The organism is Agrobacterium tumefaciens, from assembly GCA_025559845.1.
Taxonomy (GTDB): domain Bacteria; phylum Pseudomonadota; class Alphaproteobacteria; order Rhizobiales; family Rhizobiaceae; genus Agrobacterium.
This window is the reverse complement of the sequence record CP048469.1, coordinates 2,078,172-2,098,742: the sequence shown is the minus strand read 5'-3', so window position 1 is coordinate 2,098,742 and position 20,571 is coordinate 2,078,172. Positions and strand designations below refer to the sequence as shown.

At 56.0% G+C, this 20,571-nt stretch carries 18 protein-coding genes and 1 pseudogene; 5 read left to right on the top strand and 14 right to left on the bottom strand.

Translation table 11 applies throughout. The features are described from left to right. Nucleotides 1–34: 34 nt before the first annotated feature. The 3 genes from FY156_10785 to FY156_10775 are packed head-to-tail and all read right to left on the bottom strand — an operon-like array spanning nucleotide 35 to nucleotide 3,773. The gene (locus tag FY156_10785) at nucleotides 35–1,231 is read right to left on the bottom strand and encodes an MFS transporter (GenBank protein ID UXS01913.1); all 1,197 of its coding nucleotides are present in this window, start codon (nucleotides 1,229–1,231) and stop codon (nucleotides 35–37) included. Further along, nucleotides 1,228–2,244, bottom strand: a complete 1,017-nt coding sequence (locus FY156_10780) for a TIGR03571 family LLM class oxidoreductase (GenBank protein UXS01912.1) — start codon at nucleotides 2,242–2,244, stop codon at nucleotides 1,228–1,230. Before FY156_10780 ends, FY156_10785 begins: the two co-directional genes overlap by 4 nt. After that, nucleotides 2,241–3,773: an MFS transporter gene (locus FY156_10775; GenBank protein ID UXS01911.1), complete on the bottom strand. Its 1,533-nt coding sequence runs from the start codon at nucleotides 3,771–3,773 to the stop codon at nucleotides 2,241–2,243. The genes FY156_10780 and FY156_10775 overlap by 4 nt, the downstream gene beginning before the upstream one ends. A gap of 174 nt (nucleotides 3,774–3,947) precedes the next feature. Here FY156_10775 and FY156_10770 point away from each other — a divergent pair, with 174 nt between their 5' ends. Together FY156_10770 and FY156_10765 are read left to right on the top strand one after the other, a co-directional pair. Next, a complete protein-coding gene (locus tag FY156_10770; protein UXS01910.1) occupies nucleotides 3,948–4,838 on the top strand; it encodes a LysR family transcriptional regulator in 891 nt (296 codons plus the stop codon). Between the two features lie 249 nt (nucleotides 4,839–5,087). Then, on the top strand, nucleotides 5,088–6,239 hold the full coding sequence (locus FY156_10765; protein UXS01909.1) for an LLM class flavin-dependent oxidoreductase: 1,152 nt from the start codon (nucleotides 5,088–5,090) through the stop codon (nucleotides 6,237–6,239). A gap of 85 nt (nucleotides 6,240–6,324) precedes the next feature. On the opposite strand, the gene FY156_10760 is transcribed toward FY156_10765, so the two are convergent. From FY156_10760 to FY156_10715, 10 genes are all read right to left on the bottom strand, one after another. Beyond that, the gene (locus tag FY156_10760) at nucleotides 6,325–7,179 is read right to left on the bottom strand and encodes a hypothetical protein (GenBank protein ID UXS01908.1); all 855 of its coding nucleotides are present in this window, start codon (nucleotides 7,177–7,179) and stop codon (nucleotides 6,325–6,327) included. After that, nucleotides 7,166–7,948 (bottom strand): alpha/beta hydrolase, encoded by a 783-nt coding sequence (locus FY156_10755; GenBank protein ID UXS01907.1) that lies wholly within the window; start codon nucleotides 7,946–7,948, stop codon nucleotides 7,166–7,168. The genes FY156_10760 and FY156_10755 overlap by 14 nt, the downstream gene beginning before the upstream one ends. Before the next feature lie 56 nt (nucleotides 7,949–8,004). Further along, nucleotides 8,005–8,982, bottom strand: a complete 978-nt coding sequence (locus tag FY156_10750; GenBank protein UXS03115.1) for a nitronate monooxygenase — start codon at nucleotides 8,980–8,982, stop codon at nucleotides 8,005–8,007. Between the two features lie 56 nt (nucleotides 8,983–9,038). Further along, nucleotides 9,039–9,380 carry an antibiotic biosynthesis monooxygenase gene (locus FY156_10745; GenBank protein ID UXS01906.1) on the bottom strand — a complete coding sequence of 114 codons (342 nt, stop codon included), beginning with the start codon at nucleotides 9,378–9,380 and terminating at the stop codon, nucleotides 9,039–9,041. Nucleotides 9,381–9,402: 22 nt separating this feature from the next. Next, nucleotides 9,403–9,930: a flavin reductase gene (locus FY156_10740; protein ID UXS01905.1), complete on the bottom strand. Its 528-nt coding sequence runs from the start codon at nucleotides 9,928–9,930 to the stop codon at nucleotides 9,403–9,405. Continuing rightward, nucleotides 9,923–10,639 carry an RraA family protein gene (locus FY156_10735; protein UXS01904.1) on the bottom strand — a complete coding sequence of 239 codons (717 nt, stop codon included), beginning with the start codon at nucleotides 10,637–10,639 and terminating at the stop codon, nucleotides 9,923–9,925. The genes FY156_10740 and FY156_10735 overlap by 8 nt, the downstream gene beginning before the upstream one ends. Further along, nucleotides 10,632–11,801, bottom strand: coding sequence for an isocitrate/isopropylmalate dehydrogenase family protein (locus FY156_10730; protein UXS01903.1), 1,170 nt, complete (start codon nucleotides 11,799–11,801; stop codon nucleotides 10,632–10,634). The genes FY156_10735 and FY156_10730 overlap by 8 nt, the downstream gene beginning before the upstream one ends. 11 nt (nucleotides 11,802–11,812) lie before the next feature. Further along, a complete protein-coding gene (locus FY156_10725) occupies nucleotides 11,813–12,829 on the bottom strand; it encodes a nucleoid-structuring protein H-NS (GenBank protein UXS01902.1) in 1,017 nt (338 codons plus the stop codon). A gap of 346 nt (nucleotides 12,830–13,175) precedes the next feature. Continuing rightward, the gene (locus FY156_10720) at nucleotides 13,176–13,331 is read right to left on the bottom strand and encodes a hypothetical protein (protein ID UXS01901.1); all 156 of its coding nucleotides are present in this window, start codon (nucleotides 13,329–13,331) and stop codon (nucleotides 13,176–13,178) included. A 98-nt stretch (nucleotides 13,332–13,429) separates the two neighbouring features. Beyond that, entirely contained in the window at nucleotides 13,430–15,289 is a 1,860-nt protein-coding gene (locus FY156_10715; protein ID UXS01900.1) for a DNA-binding domain-containing protein, read from the bottom strand. A 424-nt stretch (nucleotides 15,290–15,713) separates the two neighbouring features. Here FY156_10715 and FY156_10710 point away from each other — a divergent pair, with 424 nt between their 5' ends. The 3 genes and pseudogenes from FY156_10710 (at nucleotide 15,714) to FY156_10700 (ending at nucleotide 19,020) form a co-directional block, all read left to right on the top strand. After that, nucleotides 15,714–17,198 carry an IS21 family transposase gene (locus FY156_10710; protein UXS01899.1) on the top strand — a complete coding sequence of 495 codons (1,485 nt, stop codon included), beginning with the start codon at nucleotides 15,714–15,716 and terminating at the stop codon, nucleotides 17,196–17,198. Further along, nucleotides 17,195–18,037 (top strand): ATP-binding protein, encoded by an 843-nt coding sequence (locus FY156_10705; GenBank protein ID UXS01898.1) that lies wholly within the window; start codon nucleotides 17,195–17,197, stop codon nucleotides 18,035–18,037. Before FY156_10710 ends, FY156_10705 begins: the two co-directional genes overlap by 4 nt. A 65-nt stretch (nucleotides 18,038–18,102) precedes the next feature. Beyond that, nucleotides 18,103–19,020: pseudogene (locus FY156_10700) on the top strand (DNA cytosine methyltransferase). A 570-nt stretch (nucleotides 19,021–19,590) separates the two neighbouring features. On the opposite strand, the gene FY156_10695 reads toward FY156_10700, so the two are convergent. After that, complete coding sequence (locus FY156_10695; GenBank protein UXS01897.1) at nucleotides 19,591–20,127, bottom strand: hypothetical protein; 537 nt, start codon at nucleotides 20,125–20,127, stop codon at nucleotides 19,591–19,593. Between the last annotated feature and the right edge of the window lie 444 nt (nucleotides 20,128–20,571).

The following is a 20,571-nucleotide window of genomic DNA, read 5'->3' as shown; positions in this document are numbered from 1 at the left end:
GACCAAGCGTTTCCCCCTGTGTGTTCTATTTTTACTACTCTGTATTCTTCTCCGAATATGCCAAAGAATATATTACAAACACCCCACCTAGACTTGCGGCGAGAGCAAGCGAGACACAGAAGACGGTGGTACCACTTGCTACTCCAATCACGTCGATCAGATAACCTGTAACGACCGACAGTAGCCCCGCCGGGATATAACCGCCGATGTTCAGCACCGCATTGGCCTCGGCACGTCGCTCGTCAGGAACATGAAGACCAATCAAGGTCAGGCCACCCAATTGACCTAAGCCCTGACCACCACCAGCCAGGAGTGAAGCCACCACCAGCATCGGTGCGAGTGAGGCATGCACAGCGATTCCCATACTCGCCATCGCCAGTACCGTGGCTGTGGTGCTGCCCAGGAAGATCGAACGTATCGGCCAGTGGCGCACCGCGAACTGCACACCGGTGGCAGTCAGGAACATAGCGCACGCCATGCCGCCGGCGATCATGGGACTGCGCACGTCGAGCAGCCGCGACAGCAGCGATGGTCCCAGCGCCAGCACGAACGAGGTTGCCGTGATGCCCGGCCCGAAGGTGGCGATGCCGCAGGCCAGATGCCGCCGGTTGGCGGTGGGCACTGTGGGTAGCCGAAGCCGCAAAGGCTGGCCGCTGGAACGCAGCGAACGCCGCAAGGGCAACAGGCAGGCAACGATCAGCGCGCTGCAGAGGACAACCAATTCGATGCCGAACACCGGCAGGATCGGATGCGCCAGCGTTTGCGCCAAGCCGCCCGCGAGCAGAGGCCCCAGCCCGGCGCCGAAGACCATCGACACCGAGGCCAGCAGGGCCGCTTGGCGCCTGCGTTCACTGCCGGCCAGGTCGCCGACCGCCGCCATGCCGGCCGACACCATGATGCCCACGGCAATGCCCGTCAGCAGGCGGGCAGCGCCCAGTGCCAGCACCGACTGCGCGCTGGCGAACAACAGGCAGGCCGTCAGCGCGGCCAGCAGGCCCGGCAGCAGCACCGGCTTGCGGCCATAGCGGTCGGACAACTGCCCGGCCACCAGCAACGTGCCCAACAGGCCGGCGATGTAGAGGGCGAAGATCACCGTCAGCGTTCCGGTGGAGAAACCCAGTTCCTGCTGCCAGTGGACGTACAGCGGCGTCGGCGAGTTGGACAGCATGAACACGGCCGTCACCAGCCATGCCGCGCCGAGCATGGGAACCGTCGAGGTACGGCCGGTCATGGCTGCGCCTCCTTGGCGTCTTGCATCGCCGCATCGACCACCCCGACGGGAAACTCCGGCAGCACGTATTCGGCCAGTTCCGCCAGGACTTCAGCGGCGGGACGCCGCAACGGTTTCAGGTTCAACGCGACATGGGACACCCCTTGCGCCTGTTGCCGCCTCCAAAGGGCGATCAGCGCATTTCTGCCTGTGCGGATGCCACGACCCACTTGCAAGGGCGCCTCCGGGTTCTCATCGAGGTCGAAGAAGACGCCATAGCCGTAAGGCTTGAACACCTGAGCATCGCCACTGGCGCGCCATTGCGCCAGCACATCCGGCAAGCGGTCGAAGTCGCTTTGATGCCAGATCCAGCCATCCATGTGCCGAGCGAGCCAGTCAACGTCCTGGCCGCAGCGACCGATCGCCAACGTCGGCAGACGGCCGCCCACGGGCTTGGGCACCAGGTCGAGGTTTCCATCGAGCCGTCCGTAGTGCGCCGTCTGGCGCATGGGGAAACGCTGCTCGGTCACGACGCGCAGCAGCGCATGTGCCTCCCGATAGCGTTCCGCCCGGTTGTCGTAGGGCTTGGCCAAGGCCGGGTACTCCGTCGCCCGGTCGCCGGTGGACAGCCCCAGCAACAGCCGGCCGCCGGAGAGCTGATCGACACTGACTGCCTGCTTGGCGAGCAGCACGGGATCGCGCAAAGTCATCACCATGCCCGCCGTGCCGATGGCGATGTGCTGAGTGATCGCCGCTAGCCAGCCCGCATAGACCATCGGATCGTGGATTTGCCCCACGTCCCCGAAGCTGGGGTCGAGGAACGGCACGTCGCGCAGCCAGATGGCCGCGAAACCGAGAGCATCGGCCTGCCGCGCCAAGGCCGCATGCCCCGCCAGCGTGGGCGCAGGGGTATCCGGGTAGCCTTCTAACGGGGCGATGAAACCGAAGGTGAGCCGTCCCGGCTGGAACACCCGCGCATAGGCCCGATGCTGTGCCAGGTCGGCGGGCAAGGCGTCCGTCCTGATGGAGGTCATGGCGTCGCCCCCGCTTCTTCATGCGCGCGTGAGCGGCCGAGCAAGGCGAACACCAGCAATGCGGTCAGTGCCGACGCGGCCGCCAGGACGTAGAGCACCCAGCGGAACGCGGTGTCGTAGGTCGCCAGCAGCAACGCACGTTCGCCGGGCAGCAGCGTGGTGGCCTGGTGCAGGTCGCCCAGCGCGGCGCGGTTGGCCGCTTCGATCACGGCTGCGGGCTCGGCAGCGGACAAGGCACCGAGTAGCCCGCCCTGGATCAGGAATGCCAGCAGCGCGCCGGCAACCGCAATGGCGATGCCGTCAGCCGAGACGCGCACGCAGTTGAAAATCCCGGTCGCCATGCCCGCGCGTTCTTTCTCCACCACGCTCACGGCCATGCCGTCCATCAATCCCCATGGCAGGCCGATGCCGACACCGACCAGCGCCAGCGGCGCCACCAGTGCAGCGCCGGCACCGCCGGCCAGCACCTGACCCAGCCAGACCAGCCCGATCGCCACCAGCAGCAACCCGATGCCGGACAGCACGCCGGAGGTGAACCAGCGCGACAGCAGCGCGGCCAGGAACGGCACGACCAGCAGCGGCGCAGCTAGGGCAATCATCATTTGTCCCGCTTCGAGCGCACCCAGCCCGTCGATGCCGATGAAGCGGCCCGGCAGCATCACGATCAGCGTGACGAAGAAGAAGGCCGGCGACGCGGCCAGCACCTGCACGCCGATGAAACGTCCACGGCCGAACAGCGACAGGTCGAGCATCGGCCGCGCGACGCGCCGCTCGATGCCCACGAACGCCATGAACAGCACGGCCGACGCCAGCAGCGACCCCATGACCGTGGCGCTGCGCCAGCCTGCTTCCGGTGCCAGCAGGATGCCGTAGGTGAACAAAGTCAGCGCGGCGGTGAAACTGAGGGCGCCCGGCCAGTCCAGGCCAGTGGCCTGCGGGTCGCGGGACTCCGTGGCGCTGGCCCATACCAGGCCGAAGCCGGCCACCCCGATCAGCGCCGTCGCCAGAAACACCCAGCGCCAGCCGGCCACCTCCACCAGCCAGCCGGCCGCCAGTGGCCCGAAGGCCAGGCCGATGCCGAACGTGGTGCCGAGCAGGCTGAACACCCGCGTGCGGATGGGGCCGTGGAAGGTCTGCGCCAATGAGGACATGGCACCGGCGAAAGCGGCCGCGCCGCCCAGTCCTTGCAGCAGGCGCAGGCCGTCGATCCAGCCAACCGTGGGCGCCAGCGGGATGGCGAATGTCACCAGTGCGAACAGCGCCAAGCCGACCAGCCACACGCGCTTGCGGCCATAGGTGTCGGTCAGGCTGCCAGCCGCCATCATGGCGCTGCCGTAGGTCAGGATGTAGCCGTTGACCACCCAGTTCAGTTGCACCGCCGTCCCGCCCAGCTCCTGGCTGATGGACGGCAGTACGACGGCCGGCCCGGTGAAGCACAACGGGATCAGGATGCCGGTGAGGCAGGCGGCTAAAAGTTGAAGCCATTCACGGGTTGTTGCACGGCCTACGGGGGCCTGAATCTCAGTCATCTAAATTGTCCGATGGTTGTTCATGTAAGCCAGGGCCGGTGCCCAAGACAGGTTCAAGAGGTGATAGCCGCCAAGTGTTTTTTGACATCGCTACTATCCTAAATCTGTGCTAACCCGAGAAAAATGGTCTACTGTTCCTTACATATCGGACAAAATTTCTTAAATGGTGGTGATATGGAATCTCTGACTGGTATGACTTTCTTCGTGCATGCGGCTGAAACCCGCAGCTTCTCTGAAGCAGGTCGGATACTGGGTGTTTCGTCGTCAGCGGTAGGAAAAAGTATTGCTCGGCTGGAGGAGCGCCTCGGCGTACGCTTGCTTCACCGCAGTACTAGGAGCATCACGCTGACTGCCGAAGGTACGCTGTTCCTTGAGCGCTGCCGACGTATCCTCTGTGAGATCGAAGCTGCAGAAATGGAACTTTCAGAGACCCAGCAGGTGGCAAAGGGAAAGCTCCGTGTGAGCTTGCCATTAGTAAGTAACCTGGTAATGCCAGCAGTATCTGCGTTTATGCATCGATATCCGGAGATCGAACTTGATTTAGATTTCACCGATCGGATAGTCGATATAATCGAAGAAGGCTTTGATGCGGTAATTCGTACTGGAGATCCGGCTGACTCAAGACTCATGTCCCGCCAGTTAGGAACGTTCCAACTGCAGTTGGTAGCATCGCCTCAATACCTGAATAGCCGTGGAACCCCTCAAGTACCTGCTGACCTCACCCTTCACTCTTGCCTTCAACACAAATTTCCGAGCACTGGAAAATTCGAGGCCTGGCCATTAGTTCTAGCAGATGGAGAGCAAGCCCCCGTTCTTCCGGCTACGATGATTTGTAATACAACGGAAGTGTTGATTCATGTCGCTCGTGACGGCTTGGGTATTGCCTGCCTGCCGGATTTCATGGTGCGGGTTGCTATTGCAGCAGGAGAGTTGGTTCCGGTATTAGAGACTTATACTCGTCACCAAGGTGTCTTCCGTATGCTCTGGCCATCTAGCAAGCACCAGGCTCTAAAGTTACGTGTATTCATTGACTTTATGGGGGCTGAGTTGATGGCAAACAAATAATTTCTCACTTTCCGTATGCTTGGTGTCCGGTTCTGCAATATCATGTAGAGTGCCGATGCTGGCTTGATCCACCCCCGTTTTGAGCAAAGAAGTCCGAAGTGTTCGGACGTCAAGCTGGCTTCGATTTCTCCCGCATGTGTATATCATTGGTTGTGTTGGCATGGAATTGCAGTCGAATAGCATTATGCAATCTCCCTGCAACAGTATTGTCTGGATATGCACTTAATCTGGCAAAGCCGGGAGAAAAGCATGACGAAAACGTTAGATTATCTTGTGAAAGAAAATCCAGTTCGTACCAGCAAGAATTTAATGAAACTGGGAGTTTTTTCTACCAATACAGAAGGTGGATGCACAGTCACAAATGCACCTGAGAGATTACGCGGCGACGACTGGCCGGGTAATCTTGAGATAGCCAAAATTGCCGATCAAGCAGGATTTGAAGCATTCATTCCTGTGGGGCGATGGAAGGGGTTTGGTGGGAAGAATAATACCGGTGGTGTGTGCTACGAGACTTACACATGGGCTGCTGGAATTGCAGCTTTAACAGATCAGATAGCGGTCTTTACAACATCTCATTTGCCCACGGTCCATCCGTTATTTGCCGCCAAGCAGGCTGTGACTATCGATCATATTAGCAGTGGGCGCTTCGGATTGAATATTCTCTGCGGTTGGTATGGCGCCGAAATGAGAATGTTCGACGGCACAATGATGGACCACGATAAGCGTTATGATTACGCTGAAGAATGGTTGGAAATTGCACAGAATGCATGGACCAAGCAGGAGCCGTTCAACTTCACCGGCGAACATTTTTCGATTGTCGAGGCTATGTCCGACCCCAAGCCCATAAATCCACCATTCCTAATTAACGCTGGGGGATCGCCCCGAGGCAAGCGCTATTGCGCCCAATACTGTGATGCAGCGTTTTTGATAATAAAGCACATGCATGGGGAAGAAGCCGTTCGGTCGCAAATTGCATCGTATAAGGATCTGGCGAAGACGGAGTTCGGTAGAGATATACAGATATGGTGCTATGGCTACGTTGTGCAGAAGGACACTGACGAGGAAGCTGCAGAATACCTGAATTACTACGCGATTGAGCAGGGAGATGACGAAGGCGCCGACAACATCACGAGGGAGTTGGGAATACAAACTGGTATATTTACTCCTGAAGAAGCAGAGGAATTCAAATTTCATTTCAAGGCAGGTTTCGCAGGCGTGCCACTCGTTGGGTCTGTTGAATCAATTATCAGGCAGTTCAAAAAATACTCGGAATGGGGGATCGACGGCATTGCCCTGACCTGGCTGGATTACCATGAAGGTATCAGCAGCTTCGTAAGGGATGTGCTGCCAGCCATGGAGAAAGCTGGCTTGCGAAATCGATTTGGTTCTGATGGCGATTAACTGCTCTGCGCAATAAGATGTATGTTTTACTTCAATAATAATGCGGCGCCCGTAGTTCGGGCGCCGCATCGTCTAATGCGTTCCGTCATAGAGTTAACATTTCTTCGGGATTCCCACATTGGATCGCATGGATGCGTTGGGGAGATAAATTGCATTCACTGAACCATTTTTCAGAAAGGCCGCGCCACTTTTCTATGTCCGGCTGGCTCGTTTGGCCTAGATCCGAGCTGTATATTGCTCGCGGTACTTTTTCTAGAACTTTATAGTAATCATCCCTGTCCTGATATCCTAATAGATAGGTCAGCGACGTTTGTTCGACGTAAATATTTGGTGCTTGAGCAATTTCAAGAAGCTCACCAGCAGTTAATCCGGTCAAAGGATTGGCGGGTTGATTCAACATCAGCCGCACATCAAATTTAACAGCAGCATCTACAAGTAGCCTGACCTCCTTTTTATTAGCGTGTCCCGTCGAAATAACCAGTGGGAAATCGCGTGCCATTCGGAAGATATCCAGTGTTGAGGCAGTTAATTTCTCGGCGTCATTGCTCACCGTTAAGGGCCTTATCGGATTGCGCGTCAGTATTGTATTGCTGATTTCGCGCTTCAGTGAGCTCCGGTGTGACCGGCCTGTAACGGTTGGCATGTGAACGATAAAACGTAACTCACTGTCGCCGTTCCGACAGAGGCTATGCTCGACCACCCTGTAATTGATACCTCCGGCTATCTCGTTGAGCACCACAGATCCGAATACCGGAAGTCCTTGTTCGCGAGCTTCCCAGGCTTGCGCAGCGGTGCAGCCAAGATGATTTTTTAAGATCACCCAGCCATTATGTTTCGCATATACGCTTCCAGCCTGAATGGCGCTGTGGCGGCGCACGTAAGCGTCTGGGTTCACGTGGTAATGTACATCGATGAAATCAGGAGGACTAACCGCGCTCATTATTATTCTCCTGCCAATTAAATAGATGCTTTTCTATCGCTGAGATAACGAGTAGAGCGTCATCAATTAATGGTCTCATTCCTCCACCCGGAATTACGACTGTTCGATGTGCGGGGGATTCATCCAGTTGGGCGTTGCAAGCTTTTACCAGCTGAGATCGTTCACCAATTATATTCAACACCCGGCCTGTAAATTCCTTAATCTCAGGGCGAATATCTAGTTCGTATAAGTAACTGAATCCTATATATAAGCGTTCCTGTTGCTGTAGTGAGCCATTTGATTTAATTGGCGCCAATGTTACCAGCGGTTGGCATGTATCCGGGAGAACACGATAGGCAAGCACTCTCATTGCTTGATCGAGATCTCCCTCTCGGGCCAGCTCAGCGATCACCGCCAGCCGTTTTCGAAGTTCTGCGTCGGTATTATTGGGTGCGGAAATAAGTAGTAAGCAGGAAGCCTTTGTTTTCAGGTGTTTGGAGACAAGTAACTGTGCAAGAGCACCTCCCAAAGCTGAACCTGCAACGATTTCGAAGGGGCCATGAGATTCGAGTTCTTTGGCCCAGCGCTGGCTAAAATAAGAAATAGGCTCGTTGAGCTGTGGCGATAATGATAATGTGTCAACTATAAACACCGAGTAGCCATGTTTCAGAAAATATTCCGTCAATGGCTGAAAGAAATCGCCGTTGTCCCATTCTGGCATGACCGGAGACATGACGAGTATCTTTTTCTCTGATTCACCACGCTTAATATAGGTAACGGTATTATCCATGCGATATGCCCCTGGTAAAAGCGCCCCAGCGGTGAGAGCGTAAGTGATGTTAGGTATCAGCCGTTGATAATCTGAGGCATACGTCGCAGGATTTTCACTGCCTCCGTCACCGTTGATTCCACAATTTCATTGGCGCTACGTACGTCTCGCACCACATCTACTATTTCACCAGCCCATATGGCTCGTACTGATATGTCGTCTGTCTCTACCGCCTTCATATAGTCCTGCTGAACCGTATCTCCGGCGGCCAACATTTCCGCTTCATTGCCTATCCACCGCGCTGTAAAGTCATTTGCAATCGCTCGACCGCTGTATCTCGATGGCCAGCTTATGCCGCGAATGTCGTCGAAAATTCTTGTGCGAACAGTCTCACTGGCTACGGCGTCAACAACGCGCTGTTTGACCTGCAAAGACGGAAGAGCTTCGTCACAAGCATAGAAGCGGGTCCCCATCATGGCACCGTCCATACCCAAAGCAAGGGCGGCCGCGACCCCCCTCCCATCTGCAATACCGCCTGTCGCGATCAAGACAGGTTCCTCACCAACAGCGTCCCGCACAGCAGGAAACAGCGGAAAGGAAGATCGGCGCAAGCTATGCCCACCAGCTTCGGCTCCTTGCACGATCAGTGCATCCGCCCCGGCGTCAAGTGCAGCCACCGCCTGGTCAACATCGTGAACCTGGACCAAGATTTTGGCGCCGCTGTCTCGGATGGGGCGAATGAAGGGGGTGGTATCGCCAAACGATAGCGCCACTACATCAGGCCCGTGGTCTAGAGCTAGATGCAACAGCTCCATCTTCTCGGAGACTGTAAACATCACCAACCCAACGCCCCAGGGGGCAGCTACATCGCGCATTGCAGCAAGCTCGGTCCGCATCCAATTGGCTTCGCCGTAACTTGCACCAATGAGCCCCAAACCTCCTGCGTTGCTAACAGCGCTGGCCAGTCTGGCACCTGAAACTCCACCCATTGGGGCAAGAACAAGTGGGTGTTTGATATTTAGCAATTTTGTTAGTGGTGTTGTGAGTGTGCGCATCATATGCAGCCTCCGGTGGCAATAATTAAAGTCTATTGGTTTATTTATCGATTTGATTACGGCGTGATATATTCAGAGACGTTGTATAAATGGTATTCCCACGTTCCAGTTTCTTTTAATCTGGAATAAAGGGCTAGGAATTGATCGTCGTTGAATAATGAATCAAATTGATCTTTGCTTGTCCACTGCGCTTGGTTGATGACGGTTTTTCCATCTGTGCTCTTCATAAGCCTGCTCCACTTAAAGGCAGGATATTTCTTCGCGACGTACTCGACCGTTTTCTTGAGTATATCGATAGCTAAATCTTGATGTCCCTCGTTAACATGAACCACATTTACGAGGTAAATTGCATTTTGATCGGAGACGGAATTGTTGTCGAAAGCGTGTGCATTAGTCATTTTGTTTTTCCTGTAATGGCTCTTAACTTTGAGCGTCAATTGATATCGATATTGCGGGATGACCATCCTGCCAAAGCAGAGGGGATATATCATCGACGGCAAGAGCCTCATCGACTCGTGCGATTAATATGTCGTGCGTTCCGTATGGGATACGGTTTTCGACGGTGCAGAACAGAGAGGCCTGTGCGTCCTCAAGATAAGGAAGGCCACGGTCGAAAAGCCAGCGGCCACATTGAAATCTCGCGCTGCCTTTGACATCCCCAGAAAATGTGCCAACCAAGTCTGTGTGTCGATCGGTGAGTAGGTTCACGGTGAACCGTCCCGATGCTATACAAGGTTGGTATAGGCTTGCCGTATGATTTATGCACACGAGAATAGCCGGGGGAGCTGCGCTGACGGAAATAACTGCTGTAGCAATCATTCCATAAGACCGTTGTTCATCTCGTGTCGCGATGATTGTCACAGTGCTTGTGAGACGGCGCATGGCCTTTTTAAAGTTTTTCACCACGTCTTCACGTTGACTATACGCCAAGCTGCCGGAGCTATTCATGGTGCCGCCCCTTGTGAAATTGCTCGGGAACGTCTGCCTTTTCATCAGAGGAGAGCCAGGGTTGATCATAGCGATGCTTGAGGCGGGCGTCTATAAGGGGAAGCCCAGCATTTACGCTGTCGATTATGCCGCGCTCGGTTTTTTCAACCGCTGCTGCTCGCCGTATCACTTCGGAGAGTTTGTCGTACGGAATGACTAAGCAGCCATTAGAGTCACAGACAATCGCATCTCCGGGATTTACCGTTACGCCAGATATTTGGAGCGGAACCTGAACAGCCTGCATTTGAGTTCGATTTTTTGCTGACTGCATAAATCGCCCCCTACTGAATAAGGGATAATGAAGCTGGGATAGGGTATCAAAGTCGCGGGCTACGCCATCGATAACAGTTCCTCTAATGCCCTTGATTGTTGCAACATGGGTCATGATGTCTCCCCACACTGTGCAATCCATCCGGCCGTTATTGGCCGATACAATAATCGAATTTTCCGGCACTTGATCAATGTAGTTCGCAGCGTTTTTGAACCCAATATTGTCTATTACTGGCTCGTACTGCACGGTAAAAGCGAACCCCGAGCAGCGCGTGCCTTGTACTTGTTGCGTGATACCAAGTAGGCCACCATTTATTCCAAGGCTATCAAGGGCATCGGAAAGTGCCGGCGTATCCAAATTTTCTAGTTGAGCAAGAATTTCTTTGTCGTGTTCAGACATTTATAACGTCCCCCGGCAGATTTTTTGATGAGTGAAATGTGCTAGCCGTAAGTATTATTTCTTCGGCGACAGCTCTCATACCGTGCTGACCATTGAGGTCATAAGTACGTATATCCGACGTAGCCACAATTCGTACGGCTTGCGAAATTATCTGTGCGCTTTCTCTGAAGCCCAGGTAGTCAAGCATTAGAGCTAGGGTCAGGAACATTGCACTGGGGTTCGCCTTGTCTAATCCGGCATAGGACGGCGCACTACCATGCACAGGCTCGAAATAAGACTTGTATTCGCCTATGTTGGCGCTCGGCGCGAGACCAAGGCCGCCCATTACACCGGCCCCAAGATCGGATAAAATGTCACCGAACATGTTCTCAGCCACGATTACACCAAACCGCTCGGGGCGTCGAACCATCCACAATGCAACAGCATCGATATTGTCAACGCTATAGCTCAACGCGGGAAACTCATCCGCTACCTGCTCAAGGAGCTCTCGGGCAAAAGCGCTGCTGTATCTAAGGACATTTGGTTTGTCGGCGAATGTTACAAGATGGAAGTTGTTTTCATGGGCGTAGGTGAACGCGAACCGGAACAACCGCAAAAGGCCTCTCCGAGTTTGCAAGCGAACCGACATAACGGCATCGTTTGATCCCTCACGCACCCAAGGCGCGCCCTCTGCTTCACGCTTTTGTAGTAGTGGTTCGAATTCGGCAGGTATACACCCAAAGTCCAGCCCTGAATAAAGGCCCTCGGTGTTTTCACGAATAACTGTGAATTTGAAACTGCTATTGCCCAATATGTCTACGATTGGCCTGACATTCGCATAGAGATCCAACCGCTGCCGTAACTGAATCACAGGCGAAGTAAATTTATGTCCGATGCCCCGTAGTGACGGTGGAAGTGCGGCCTCTGCCTCACGCAGCGGCTTGCTTGTGATCGCGCCGAGCAAAGTCGTATCGCATCGTTGAATGGCATCCCAAGTTGCTCGCGGCACTGGCTCGCCTTCTTCTTCCCAGCATTTCCAGCCAATTCGACCAAACTCAAGATCCAGCGGTACTTCAAGTGCATCAATAATGGGGAGTGTCTGTTCCATGACGTCCGCGCCGATGCCGTCACCAGGCAATACGCAAATACGTTTTCTTTTTCCTGTTTCATGAGGTCCTGTCATCGGAATGATCCTCACATTGAATGCCGAACGTGAGGCATGGTTGCTGTCGAACCGACCGCTCGGGGAGCTAACCTGGCGACTTGATCTTGTTGGTGCATCACCTGAAGAGCGTGGAACTCCGAAGCAAGTTGGAAATTGGAAAGTGTTTCCTGCAGGCGCTTTCCTACGTCGTAAGAAAAGTTGTACGCGCCCATCATGATGTCCAGTAACGGTGCCGAAATATCGCTATCTGGTACTTGTTGCGACGTTAGAAGTGACAGTTCAATTGCTTTGACGAGATCGTATTGATGCTTGATGCCCGCACGGTCAAGGTAGGCAATCAACATCGCTAGATGTAAATTGCCGGCACCTTTTCCCATGCCGCAGATAGACGTATCGATATATTCAGCGCCCGCCTCCATGGCGGCTATTGCATTGGCTAGTGCCAACGATAGGTTGTTATGGGCATGAAAACCTATGGGCACGATCACACGGTTGAAGACGCGTCCGATTAGGCGTTCGACGTCAGTGGGTATCATATTCCCATTGGAATCAGCGAAGCAGACGAGATCCGCGCCTGCACCTTCAGCTTGGAGCGATGTATCAATCACGGCACTGACTGTCTGGGCGGTTATGTGAGTGACATTGGCGCTGACCAGAAATCCCAAAGATTTCGCCAGTCTAATCGTGGCGAGACCCTCGTTAAGCTGTTCTCGTTTCAGGCAGACCCTGATCATTGAAACGCCTTCTTCGTGAAGCATTTCGAAATCGGATGGCCCGACGTTTCTTGGATGAACCATGACAGCGAGGCTTAAATTCTGTCCTGATGATGTTGATACAGCGCGCAGATAATCGACACTCACTGAGCTGGTTAATCCATGCTCTGGTTTGCGTACGAAGGAGCCGTTGCAATAGCCTATCTCGCAGTATTGCACTCCTATATCAGCCAATCGCGAGATTGCCTTACATGCATAATCCTTTGTGAAGTTGAAATTGTTCCTGTACCCGCCATCGCGCAAAGTAACATCTAAGATTTTGACGGAATTCATATCTAACCCCTTGATAAACAGTCTTAGTGGTGCGACATTGAATTGATGGTTGGACGGCGCATCAGAAGACACCGACACATTTAGATCATCCAGAGATAGCTTCGTGGATGACTATTTCTTCTCGATGGAAAATTAAGCACATTATTCGGATATTGTTATCCGCCTGTAAACATTGTTACGAATGCTTATATTATTCGTTATGAATACTATGCGGTAAATTTGTATTGGTAAATTCTCATGAGTGTCCGATGTGTTCGGACGTTATATCCGTAGTCAATAAATTCATTATAATCATTGTATTACGGAGAGGTGTCTTTCCCGGCGCCGCTTTTACGGCGTTATTTCATCAAAGCCCCTTGTTGGATGACTTCAGTTTCGGCTGCTGGAGAATCATGCGGTTGCTACGGTACTGTCGTGTAGGTGACTGGCTTTCGGTCGTGCCCTTTGGACGTGACATGTCGTTGAAGAGTGTTCCCACGAAAGGCCCAGTTCGACGCTTCATGAATGTCTTTTTCCCGAACCTATCGTCAACCTGAATGGTGGCGGAGAAGGCATGGCTGGATGCAGCCTGGGGGGTGAATCGGGAAAATTTGCAGCGCCTCAGTATTCGCCTGATGCCGGTGATGATGTGGTCGTTGCTAAAGTCAAATATGGATTGTTGGGTGGGACCTCATCGAAAAGGCGTGTGGGATCAGCCAACAGATAGCCATGCAGCCGCCGTGATTTCCGTGGCCCGGTGACCTCGCAGGTCCAGATATTCAGGCCGGTATCCTGCCTACGATGCAGCTGCAGTTTCTCGAACGCTTTCTGAATCCACTGCCAATCCGCGACATTTTCCTGTTTTGCCAGAAATGCAGTTTTTGGATGCTCTTGCGCGTAGCGTTGAAACAATCCAGGACTGACCAGATACACCGTATCGGCCACCGTATGCACCAGGGCTTTAGCGTCGTTGATAATCAGCTTGCGGGTGTTGATATGCTGATGCAACCACGCGATGAAGTGTTCGCCGGATGGACGCGCCTGAGTTTCGTTTTTCACCGCGGCGGCTGAGGGAGCAACAGGCGCTGGCAGCTCAGGCTCCTGATCCTGCCCGATTCCTGTCTCGATTGGTTCGTTCGGAGATGCTGTGGTTGACGGCACCTCGATGTCCGGCGTTCCGAGCAAATCGAGCAAGGCATCTACGCCATCATTGCCGACCGCTTGTGCAGCAGGCGCAAGCGGGGAGATCGCGGGAGTGGGCGTCTCGCTGGTAGTAGAAGGCTGCTCAGCGGTGGTCGATGTAGCGGGGGATGCTGCTGCCGATGCGTCCTCTTCCTGAACCACCTCCACAGTTCCCTGAAACGCCGGCGGACGCTCGCTGTCTTCCCATATCAGCGCCGGTGCGAGCCGAAGCAGCGTGAACGTGTGCGTCCAGCCTGCCTCGCTGGTGACGACCGCTTTCCAGATGGCTTTGTCGTCAGGTGTGGCCTGCAGCATGCCGTGGTCTTGCAGGATGTTGAAGACGGCCGTGTTGTTGGCCGGAATCCCCTCGATGCCCTGCGATAGCAAATGCGCGCGCAGCTTGTCCGAGACCGTCTTGGATACGAGCCACAAGGCATCCTGTGTCAGCCAGCCATCCGATGCCTGCGGCTGGTTCAGCTTCAGCTCTTCCTTGAGCAGATAGCGAAGCCCCTCCAGCAATTTGCGCTGTAAAGCGTGCTTCGGCGCGGCCATTGCCTTGGCGGGATCACCGCCCAGTTCCTGGGCGACTGAGGCGCGGTCGGCTTGCGTGACCAGCTCGCCCAGCACGCCGGCGTACTCGTACTGTCCGGCCAGCACGTAAAGCAGCGCGGCCCATAGTTCACGGTAGCCACTGAGCCAGTCGAGGATGTCGCGATCGAGCAATCGGTTGAAGAGCAGTCCGCTCGCTGCACTGTGCAGGCGGTATTCGCGTTCCTTGCGATAGCGAAAACGGTACGGATGCTGCAACGGCCCGTGCCAGGGGTGCCACACGCTGCCATCGCTCATCTCGACATGCAGATCGACGGCGATCTTGCCAATATCATGGAGCAGCGCGGCATAGGCCGTTGCAGCCGTCCAGGCTTCGGCTTGTGCGGCCTGGTCCTCGGGTGTCGTTCCTGCCGGAAGAAGGTGCGACTGCCGTAGCTTGAGCGCATAGGCGACGATCTCAAGCCCGTGATCGAGCAGGCCCCCTGGATAGGCGTGGTGATGCGATTCCGATGCTGGGAACTGCTGGACCAGCTCGGCGTACCGTTCCAGTGGAGCAAGGTATAGCGCCGCGAACTGCTGGCGCGAGAGTGATGTCCGCTGCCAGATGTGTTCCAGCAACTTCTGGCGCCGAGAGGTCGCTAACAGAACCGCGGCCGATTCCGGCCGCGTCAGCCCTTTGCCTTTTGTTGCAGTAGCAGGCGATACGGTATCGGCCTGCACGGGTCGTTTTCGTTGGAACAGTGCGAACATGGAAGCACCTGAAATTGCGGTCGCAGGAGAGCCTTTTCCTTTTCAGGTAGGCCCATTCCCCTTGGGCCCCATTCCCTTGCCCCTTGCCGAGCCCTTTGATATAGCCCTGTGGGCCAGTGCCAGCGAGCAAGAATGCGGTACTGGAGGCGCCCCTTTGTCGTCCTGCGCTAATGGTTAGGCTCGTGCATTCCTCGCTGAGGCAACGGTGCCGCGCGACGATCAACGTGGAATTCGAGCGACAATCAGGATGGGACTTTGCGGGTGGTGGGCGTAACGGAGTGAGGGCGTAGCCCGATCGAAGTTATGCCCACCACCCGTGGCGCAAATTTCAGGCATGCCTTGCGCCTGTGATCGCGGTCAATCTGGCGATTTTCCATAACCGGAGAATCACTTTGTGCCAGGTCGCCATGTAAACGATCATCAAATGAGGCTTTTCATGAAGTTACGTCAAAATCATTCCGTCACGGTTGCTGCCGCAAAAGCCGAGATGGGCCGCACGACAGCTTTCCGGATCGAGAAGGATCCGCGTCTACCATCTCAAAAAACAAAACCGCGAGAGCGCAGGCGTCCGGATCCACTGGCCCATATCTTTGACGCCGAGATCGTGCCGCTGCTTCAGGCTGCGCCCGGAATACGGGCGGTGGCGATATTCGAGGAGATGTTGCGCCGCCACCCGGAGCTTGGAGACGGCATTCGTCGGACGATGGAGCGGCGCATTCGCTCCTGGCGCGCTGTGCATGGCGCAGAGCAGGAGGTCATCTTCCGGCAGGTTCACGAGCCCGGCCGGTTGGGCCTTTCGGATTTCACCAACATGGATAGTCTGGAGGTCACGATCGCCGGCCAGTTGCTCGATCATCTCCTGTATCACTTCCGCCTTGCCTATTCCGGCTTCGAACATGGTCATGTCATCCTCGGCGGCGAGAGCTTTGTCGCCCTGGCGGAAGGGCTACAAAACGCCCTGTGGTCCCTTGGCGGCGCGCCGCATGACCATCGCAGCGACAGCCTGTCGGCGGCGTTCCGCAACCTGACTGCCGACGAGCAGGAGGATCTGACGCGTCGATACGAGGAACTTTGCGCTCACTATCACATGAAGCCGACGCGCAATAACAAAGGCATCGCCCACGAGAACGGCTCGATCGAGAGCGTGCACGGGCATATCAAGGCAGAGATCCGTGATGCGCTGCTCATGCGCGGCAGCAACGACTTCGACGATCTTGCCGCCTACCGTGCCTTCATCGATGAGATCGTTAGCCGCCGCAATGCCCACAATCTCAAGCGTATCGAGGCAGAAAGACCTCATCTTCAGGAACTGCCGCAGCGCAGGACGACAGACTTCGAGGAGGTGGTTGTCAGGGTCATGCGCACCGGCGGCTTCTCGCTGCGCAAAGTCTTCTACAGCGTGCCTTCCCGCTTGATCGGTCATCGGCTACGGGTGCGCCTCTTCGATGACCGGCTTGATGTGTTCGTCGGCGGCACCTATCTCATGACGCTTTCCCGAGGGCGGGGACATCCAGATGGTCGCCACAGCCAGGTCGTCAATTACCGGCACGTCATTCATTCCCTCCGTCAGAAGCCGATGGCGCTATTGCGGCTCGTCTATCGAGACCAGCTCTTCCCGAGGCTGGAATATCGGCAAACCTTCGAGGCCTTGCTGGAGCGGCTGACCGACAAGCAGGCCTGCAAGACCATGGTCGAGATCCTGGCGCTGGCCCATGAGCGAACCTGCGAACGCGAACTGGCCGAGCAACTGGCCAGAACGTTGGATGCCGGCGAGCTTCCCGATATGGCTGAGTTGCGAAAGCACTTTGCGCCTGACCCCTCCGCCTTACCCGTCGTCTCCGTCCATCTGGCACCGCTAAGCGGATACGAGGTCCTTGTCAGCGCCGACCAGGTGGGAGAACGCGCATGACCAATCCCAATGATATCGATGCCGGCCGTCTGAGCATTATGTTGAACGAGCTTCGCTTGCCGGCGATCAAGATGCTTTGGGCAGACTTTGCCCAACAGGCCGACAGAGAGGGTTGGCCCGCGGCCCGCTTCCTATCGATTATCGCCGAGCATGAGCTTGCCGAACGTGACAGGCGCAGGATCGAACGCCATCTGTCCGAGGCCAGGTTGCCGCCGGGCAAAACGCTCGACAGCTTTGCCTTCGACGCCGTGCCGATGATCTCCAAAGCGCAGATCATGGCGATGACGGCGGGAGATAGCTGGCTGGCGAAGGGGGCTAATGTTCTCATGTTCGGGCCGCCGGGGGGCGGTAAAAGCCATCTTGCGGCAGCCATCGGCCTGGCGCTGGTCGAGAACGGCTGGCGCGTGCTGTTCACCAGGACGACGGATCTCGTTCAAAAGCTGCAGGTCGCGCGACGCGAACTGCAACTGGAATCCGCCATCAACAAGCTCGACAAGTTCGATCTGCTTATCCTAGACGATCTTGCCTATGTCGCAAAGGATCAGGCTGAGACCAGCGTCCTCTTCGAGCTCATCTCGGCACGCTATGAGCGGCGATCTATCCTGCTGACCGCAAATCAGCCCTTTGGCGAATGGAACAAAGTTTTTCCAGATCCCGCCATGACGCTCGCCGCGGTGGACCGCCTCGTTCATCACGCCACGATCTTCGAGATGAACGTCGAGAGCTACCGTCGCCGCTCAGCTATGGAGGCAAAACGGCAACGCGGGCGGCCTCCAATCTACGCGACAATCAACGAGGCTACACAGATTGACGCTCCGCGACAATTAGAAGAGCAATGACCGCTTGCCAGCGTCAATCACGCTGCTAAAGTCCCACTGTCCGCGACACAACAGTCCCATCTAGATTGTCGCGCGAGTTCCTTCCAGATTGCCGCGCTATAGTCTGGGAAAACGTCCCCGGCGTCCTCTCCGACAAATCCAATGCTTTTGGATGCCTTCTGGGAGCACTGGCCGGCGAAAGCCGCGAACTGCAACCAGCAGGGGCCAAATGGACGAACGCGGGTTGTGTGTCTGGACCCCGCCGCAGCATCGCGTGGCGGGTACTCGACGCCCAATATTTCGGTGTCGCCCAACGCCGCAAGCGCGTGTTTCTTGTGGCAAGTGGTCGTGTCGGATTCGATCCCGCAGCGGTACTTTTTGAGCCCGATTGCCTGCACGGGGATTCTTCGCCGGGCGAGCAAACGTGGCAAATCGCTGCCGGACCTTTTGCAGGCAGCGCTGATCGCGCAGGCAGCTTTCCCGGATCACTGGCCGGAGCCTACCAACGGGTATCCGTCACCGTCTGCTTCGGCGGCGGAAACCGGCAAGGGCCGATCGACAAAGCGGCCTGCCTGACCGCACGCGGGCACAAATGCGATTTCGAGGTCGAAACCTTTGCAGCCCAGTCGGTCACCGGACAGCAAACGCATGCACTGAACACCGCCAACAGCGGCAAAGGTAGTAGTGAGGACGGAACCGGCCGCGGCGTACCCATCGTCACCCAGCTCACGCCCTGGTCCGCAATGCCCGTGGCTTTCGCCCAGAACATCCGCAACGAGGTTCGCCTTGAAGCCGGTGATGGCCAGATCGTTGGTGCGCTGTCAGTAGGCGGCGGCACGCCAGGCCAGGGACTGCCTGCAATCGCCCATGTTCCTGCCCGGAACGCCGCATCGGATGACCAGGGCGATGAGAAGACGCCGATGCTGGGATTCACCGCCCAGGGCAGCGGCGCGGATGTTCTCGAAAATCTCGCTCCAACCCTTCGCGCCGGCGGGCACGCCGACAGCCATGCCAATGCCGGGGTCGTGCCGGCGATCGCTTTCAAGACGCTTCGGGCCACCTTCAACTACGACATCTCCGGCACGATCACCAGTCGGTACAAGGGAGAGCCGGAACGCAGCGAGACTGTCCTCGGGCCGGATCTGGTCGCACGCTCCGTCGCGGTGCGTGGGCGGGAGGGCGGCGCAACGGCCGAGTTGGGCGGTGCGGTGGCTGACGCTCTGCGTGCAAGTGGGGGCGGCAGCGACAAGGCGCATGTCCTGCTGCCCTCATTCGAGGCATATTTCCGTGGCGAGTTGCTCGCGCCGGACGAAAGCGGCTGGTCACAATGGGCTTGCTGGCGCGTAAGGCGGTTGATGCCTGTCGAGTGCGAGCGTCTTCAGGGAATGCCGGACAACTACACCCTGGTGCCGTATCGCGGCAAGCCTGCCGCCGACGCGCCGCGCTACAAAGCGATCGGTAATTCGATGGCTGTCCCCTGTGTTGCCTGGCTGGGCCAAAGGCTCTCCAGCTTCATGAACGTGTAGCCTCTGATGCCACAAGGATCGTGGCCAGGAGTCCATCGGACACCGACATTAGTTGAGACGGTATTCCAGCGTATCAATATCTACCGGGTCTGCATTGCTGATCATCGTAAATACATAATCGAGACAGTTATGCAGCCCCCAGATATCCACATAGTCATAGGTGCTGCGGAGCGCCATTTTCCGGGCATCCTTCTCCCTCAACTGCGCATATGCATACCACTCGCGAGCACTCCCGAAGCGGTGATGCCAGTCATGACAGACCAGCGATCCCTGAACGACCAGCATTCTGCAGGGCAAATGGAAGAACAGGTGTGCGATGCCCCATTTCAGCCAGCGACCGCTATTGCGCAGGGAGAAATCCGCCGGGCATCGGGAACCGCAAAAACGTGCCAGGCAATTCTTCACATGGCTATCACGAACAGTCTCGTCCGAACGACGCAGCAGCCATACGTGCTCGGTAAGAAGGTGCAGCAATGACGCCATCTGGTACACGATGACAAAAGGAACGGCGATGATGAGACTGAAGAACAGCGCTCCATATTTCATCCCGACACCGACCAGGAAACCCATCCAGACCAACGACATGATGCGCCGATAAAGAGCCACGCCCGCGTAGTTGGACCGAAGCCGTCCCCACAGATATGACAGATGGAAGGATGGATTTATCAGCGTGAGAAGGAGATTTCTGTATATACGCCTCAGCCCAAACTGGCAGGCGCGACGGTGCGGCTGCTCTTCGATGATGAAGGCAAGCTACATACGATCACCAATTGATCCACCTCACAAACGCTCCTTTGGGAGCGCTTTTTTTTTGGCAATAGGGCCAGGTCTGCATTCCGATTGACGCAGGACGAAGCCGCACTGGATCGCCATGCTCATTCCCATGCGTTGCTGATGATTCAGCACCATGCCAGCAGCTACGGTCTTCCAGGCTGCGCCGCGGTTCCCACGCGCCGACCGAACCAGTCCGCTTCGCATCAAATCCGCGGATGCACGCCATAGCCGGCGTTGATGCAATTTCTTCCCTAA

What these genes read in the sequence shown, in the direction of transcription:
- FY156_10750 (UXS03115.1), bottom strand. Translation starts at nt 8,982, where the DNA reads ATGCGCACACTCACAACACCACTAACAAAATTGCTAAATATCAAACAC.
- FY156_10780 (UXS01912.1), bottom strand. Translation starts at nt 2,244, where the DNA reads ATGACCTCCATCAGGACGGACGCCTTGCCCGCCGACCTGGCACAGCAT.
- FY156_10740 (UXS01905.1), bottom strand. Translation starts at nt 9,930, where the DNA reads ATGAATAGCTCCGGCAGCTTGGCGTATAGTCAACGTGAAGACGTGGTG.
- FY156_10765 (UXS01909.1), top strand. Translation starts at nt 5,088, where the DNA reads ATGACGAAAACGTTAGATTATCTTGTGAAAGAAAATCCAGTTCGTACC.
- FY156_10760 (UXS01908.1), bottom strand. Translation starts at nt 7,179, where the DNA reads ATGAGCGCGGTTAGTCCTCCTGATTTCATCGATGTACATTACCACGTG.
- FY156_10725 (UXS01902.1), bottom strand. Translation starts at nt 12,829, where the DNA reads ATGAATTCCGTCAAAATCTTAGATGTTACTTTGCGCGATGGCGGGTAC.
- FY156_10705 (UXS01898.1), top strand. Translation starts at nt 17,195, where the DNA reads ATGACCAATCCCAATGATATCGATGCCGGCCGTCTGAGCATTATGTTG.
- FY156_10720 (UXS01901.1), bottom strand. Translation starts at nt 13,331, where the DNA reads ATGAAGCGTCGAACTGGGCCTTTCGTGGGAACACTCTTCAACGACATG.
- FY156_10785 (UXS01913.1), bottom strand. Translation starts at nt 1,231, where the DNA reads ATGACCGGCCGTACCTCGACGGTTCCCATGCTCGGCGCGGCATGGCTG.
- FY156_10745 (UXS01906.1), bottom strand. Translation starts at nt 9,380, where the DNA reads ATGACTAATGCACACGCTTTCGACAACAATTCCGTCTCCGATCAAAAT.
- FY156_10730 (UXS01903.1), bottom strand. Translation starts at nt 11,801, where the DNA reads ATGACAGGACCTCATGAAACAGGAAAAAGAAAACGTATTTGCGTATTG.
- FY156_10695 (UXS01897.1), bottom strand. Translation starts at nt 20,127, where the DNA reads ATGTCGTTGGTCTGGATGGGTTTCCTGGTCGGTGTCGGGATGAAATAT.
- FY156_10775 (UXS01911.1), bottom strand. Translation starts at nt 3,773, where the DNA reads ATGACTGAGATTCAGGCCCCCGTAGGCCGTGCAACAACCCGTGAATGG.
- FY156_10735 (UXS01904.1), bottom strand. Translation starts at nt 10,639, where the DNA reads ATGTCTGAACACGACAAAGAAATTCTTGCTCAACTAGAAAATTTGGAT.
- FY156_10710 (UXS01899.1), top strand. Translation starts at nt 15,714, where the DNA reads ATGAGGCTTTTCATGAAGTTACGTCAAAATCATTCCGTCACGGTTGCT.
- FY156_10755 (UXS01907.1), bottom strand. Translation starts at nt 7,948, where the DNA reads ATGGATAATACCGTTACCTATATTAAGCGTGGTGAATCAGAGAAAAAG.
- FY156_10715 (UXS01900.1), bottom strand. Translation starts at nt 15,289, where the DNA reads ATGTTCGCACTGTTCCAACGAAAACGACCCGTGCAGGCCGATACCGTA.
- FY156_10770 (UXS01910.1), top strand. Translation starts at nt 3,948, where the DNA reads ATGGAATCTCTGACTGGTATGACTTTCTTCGTGCATGCGGCTGAAACC.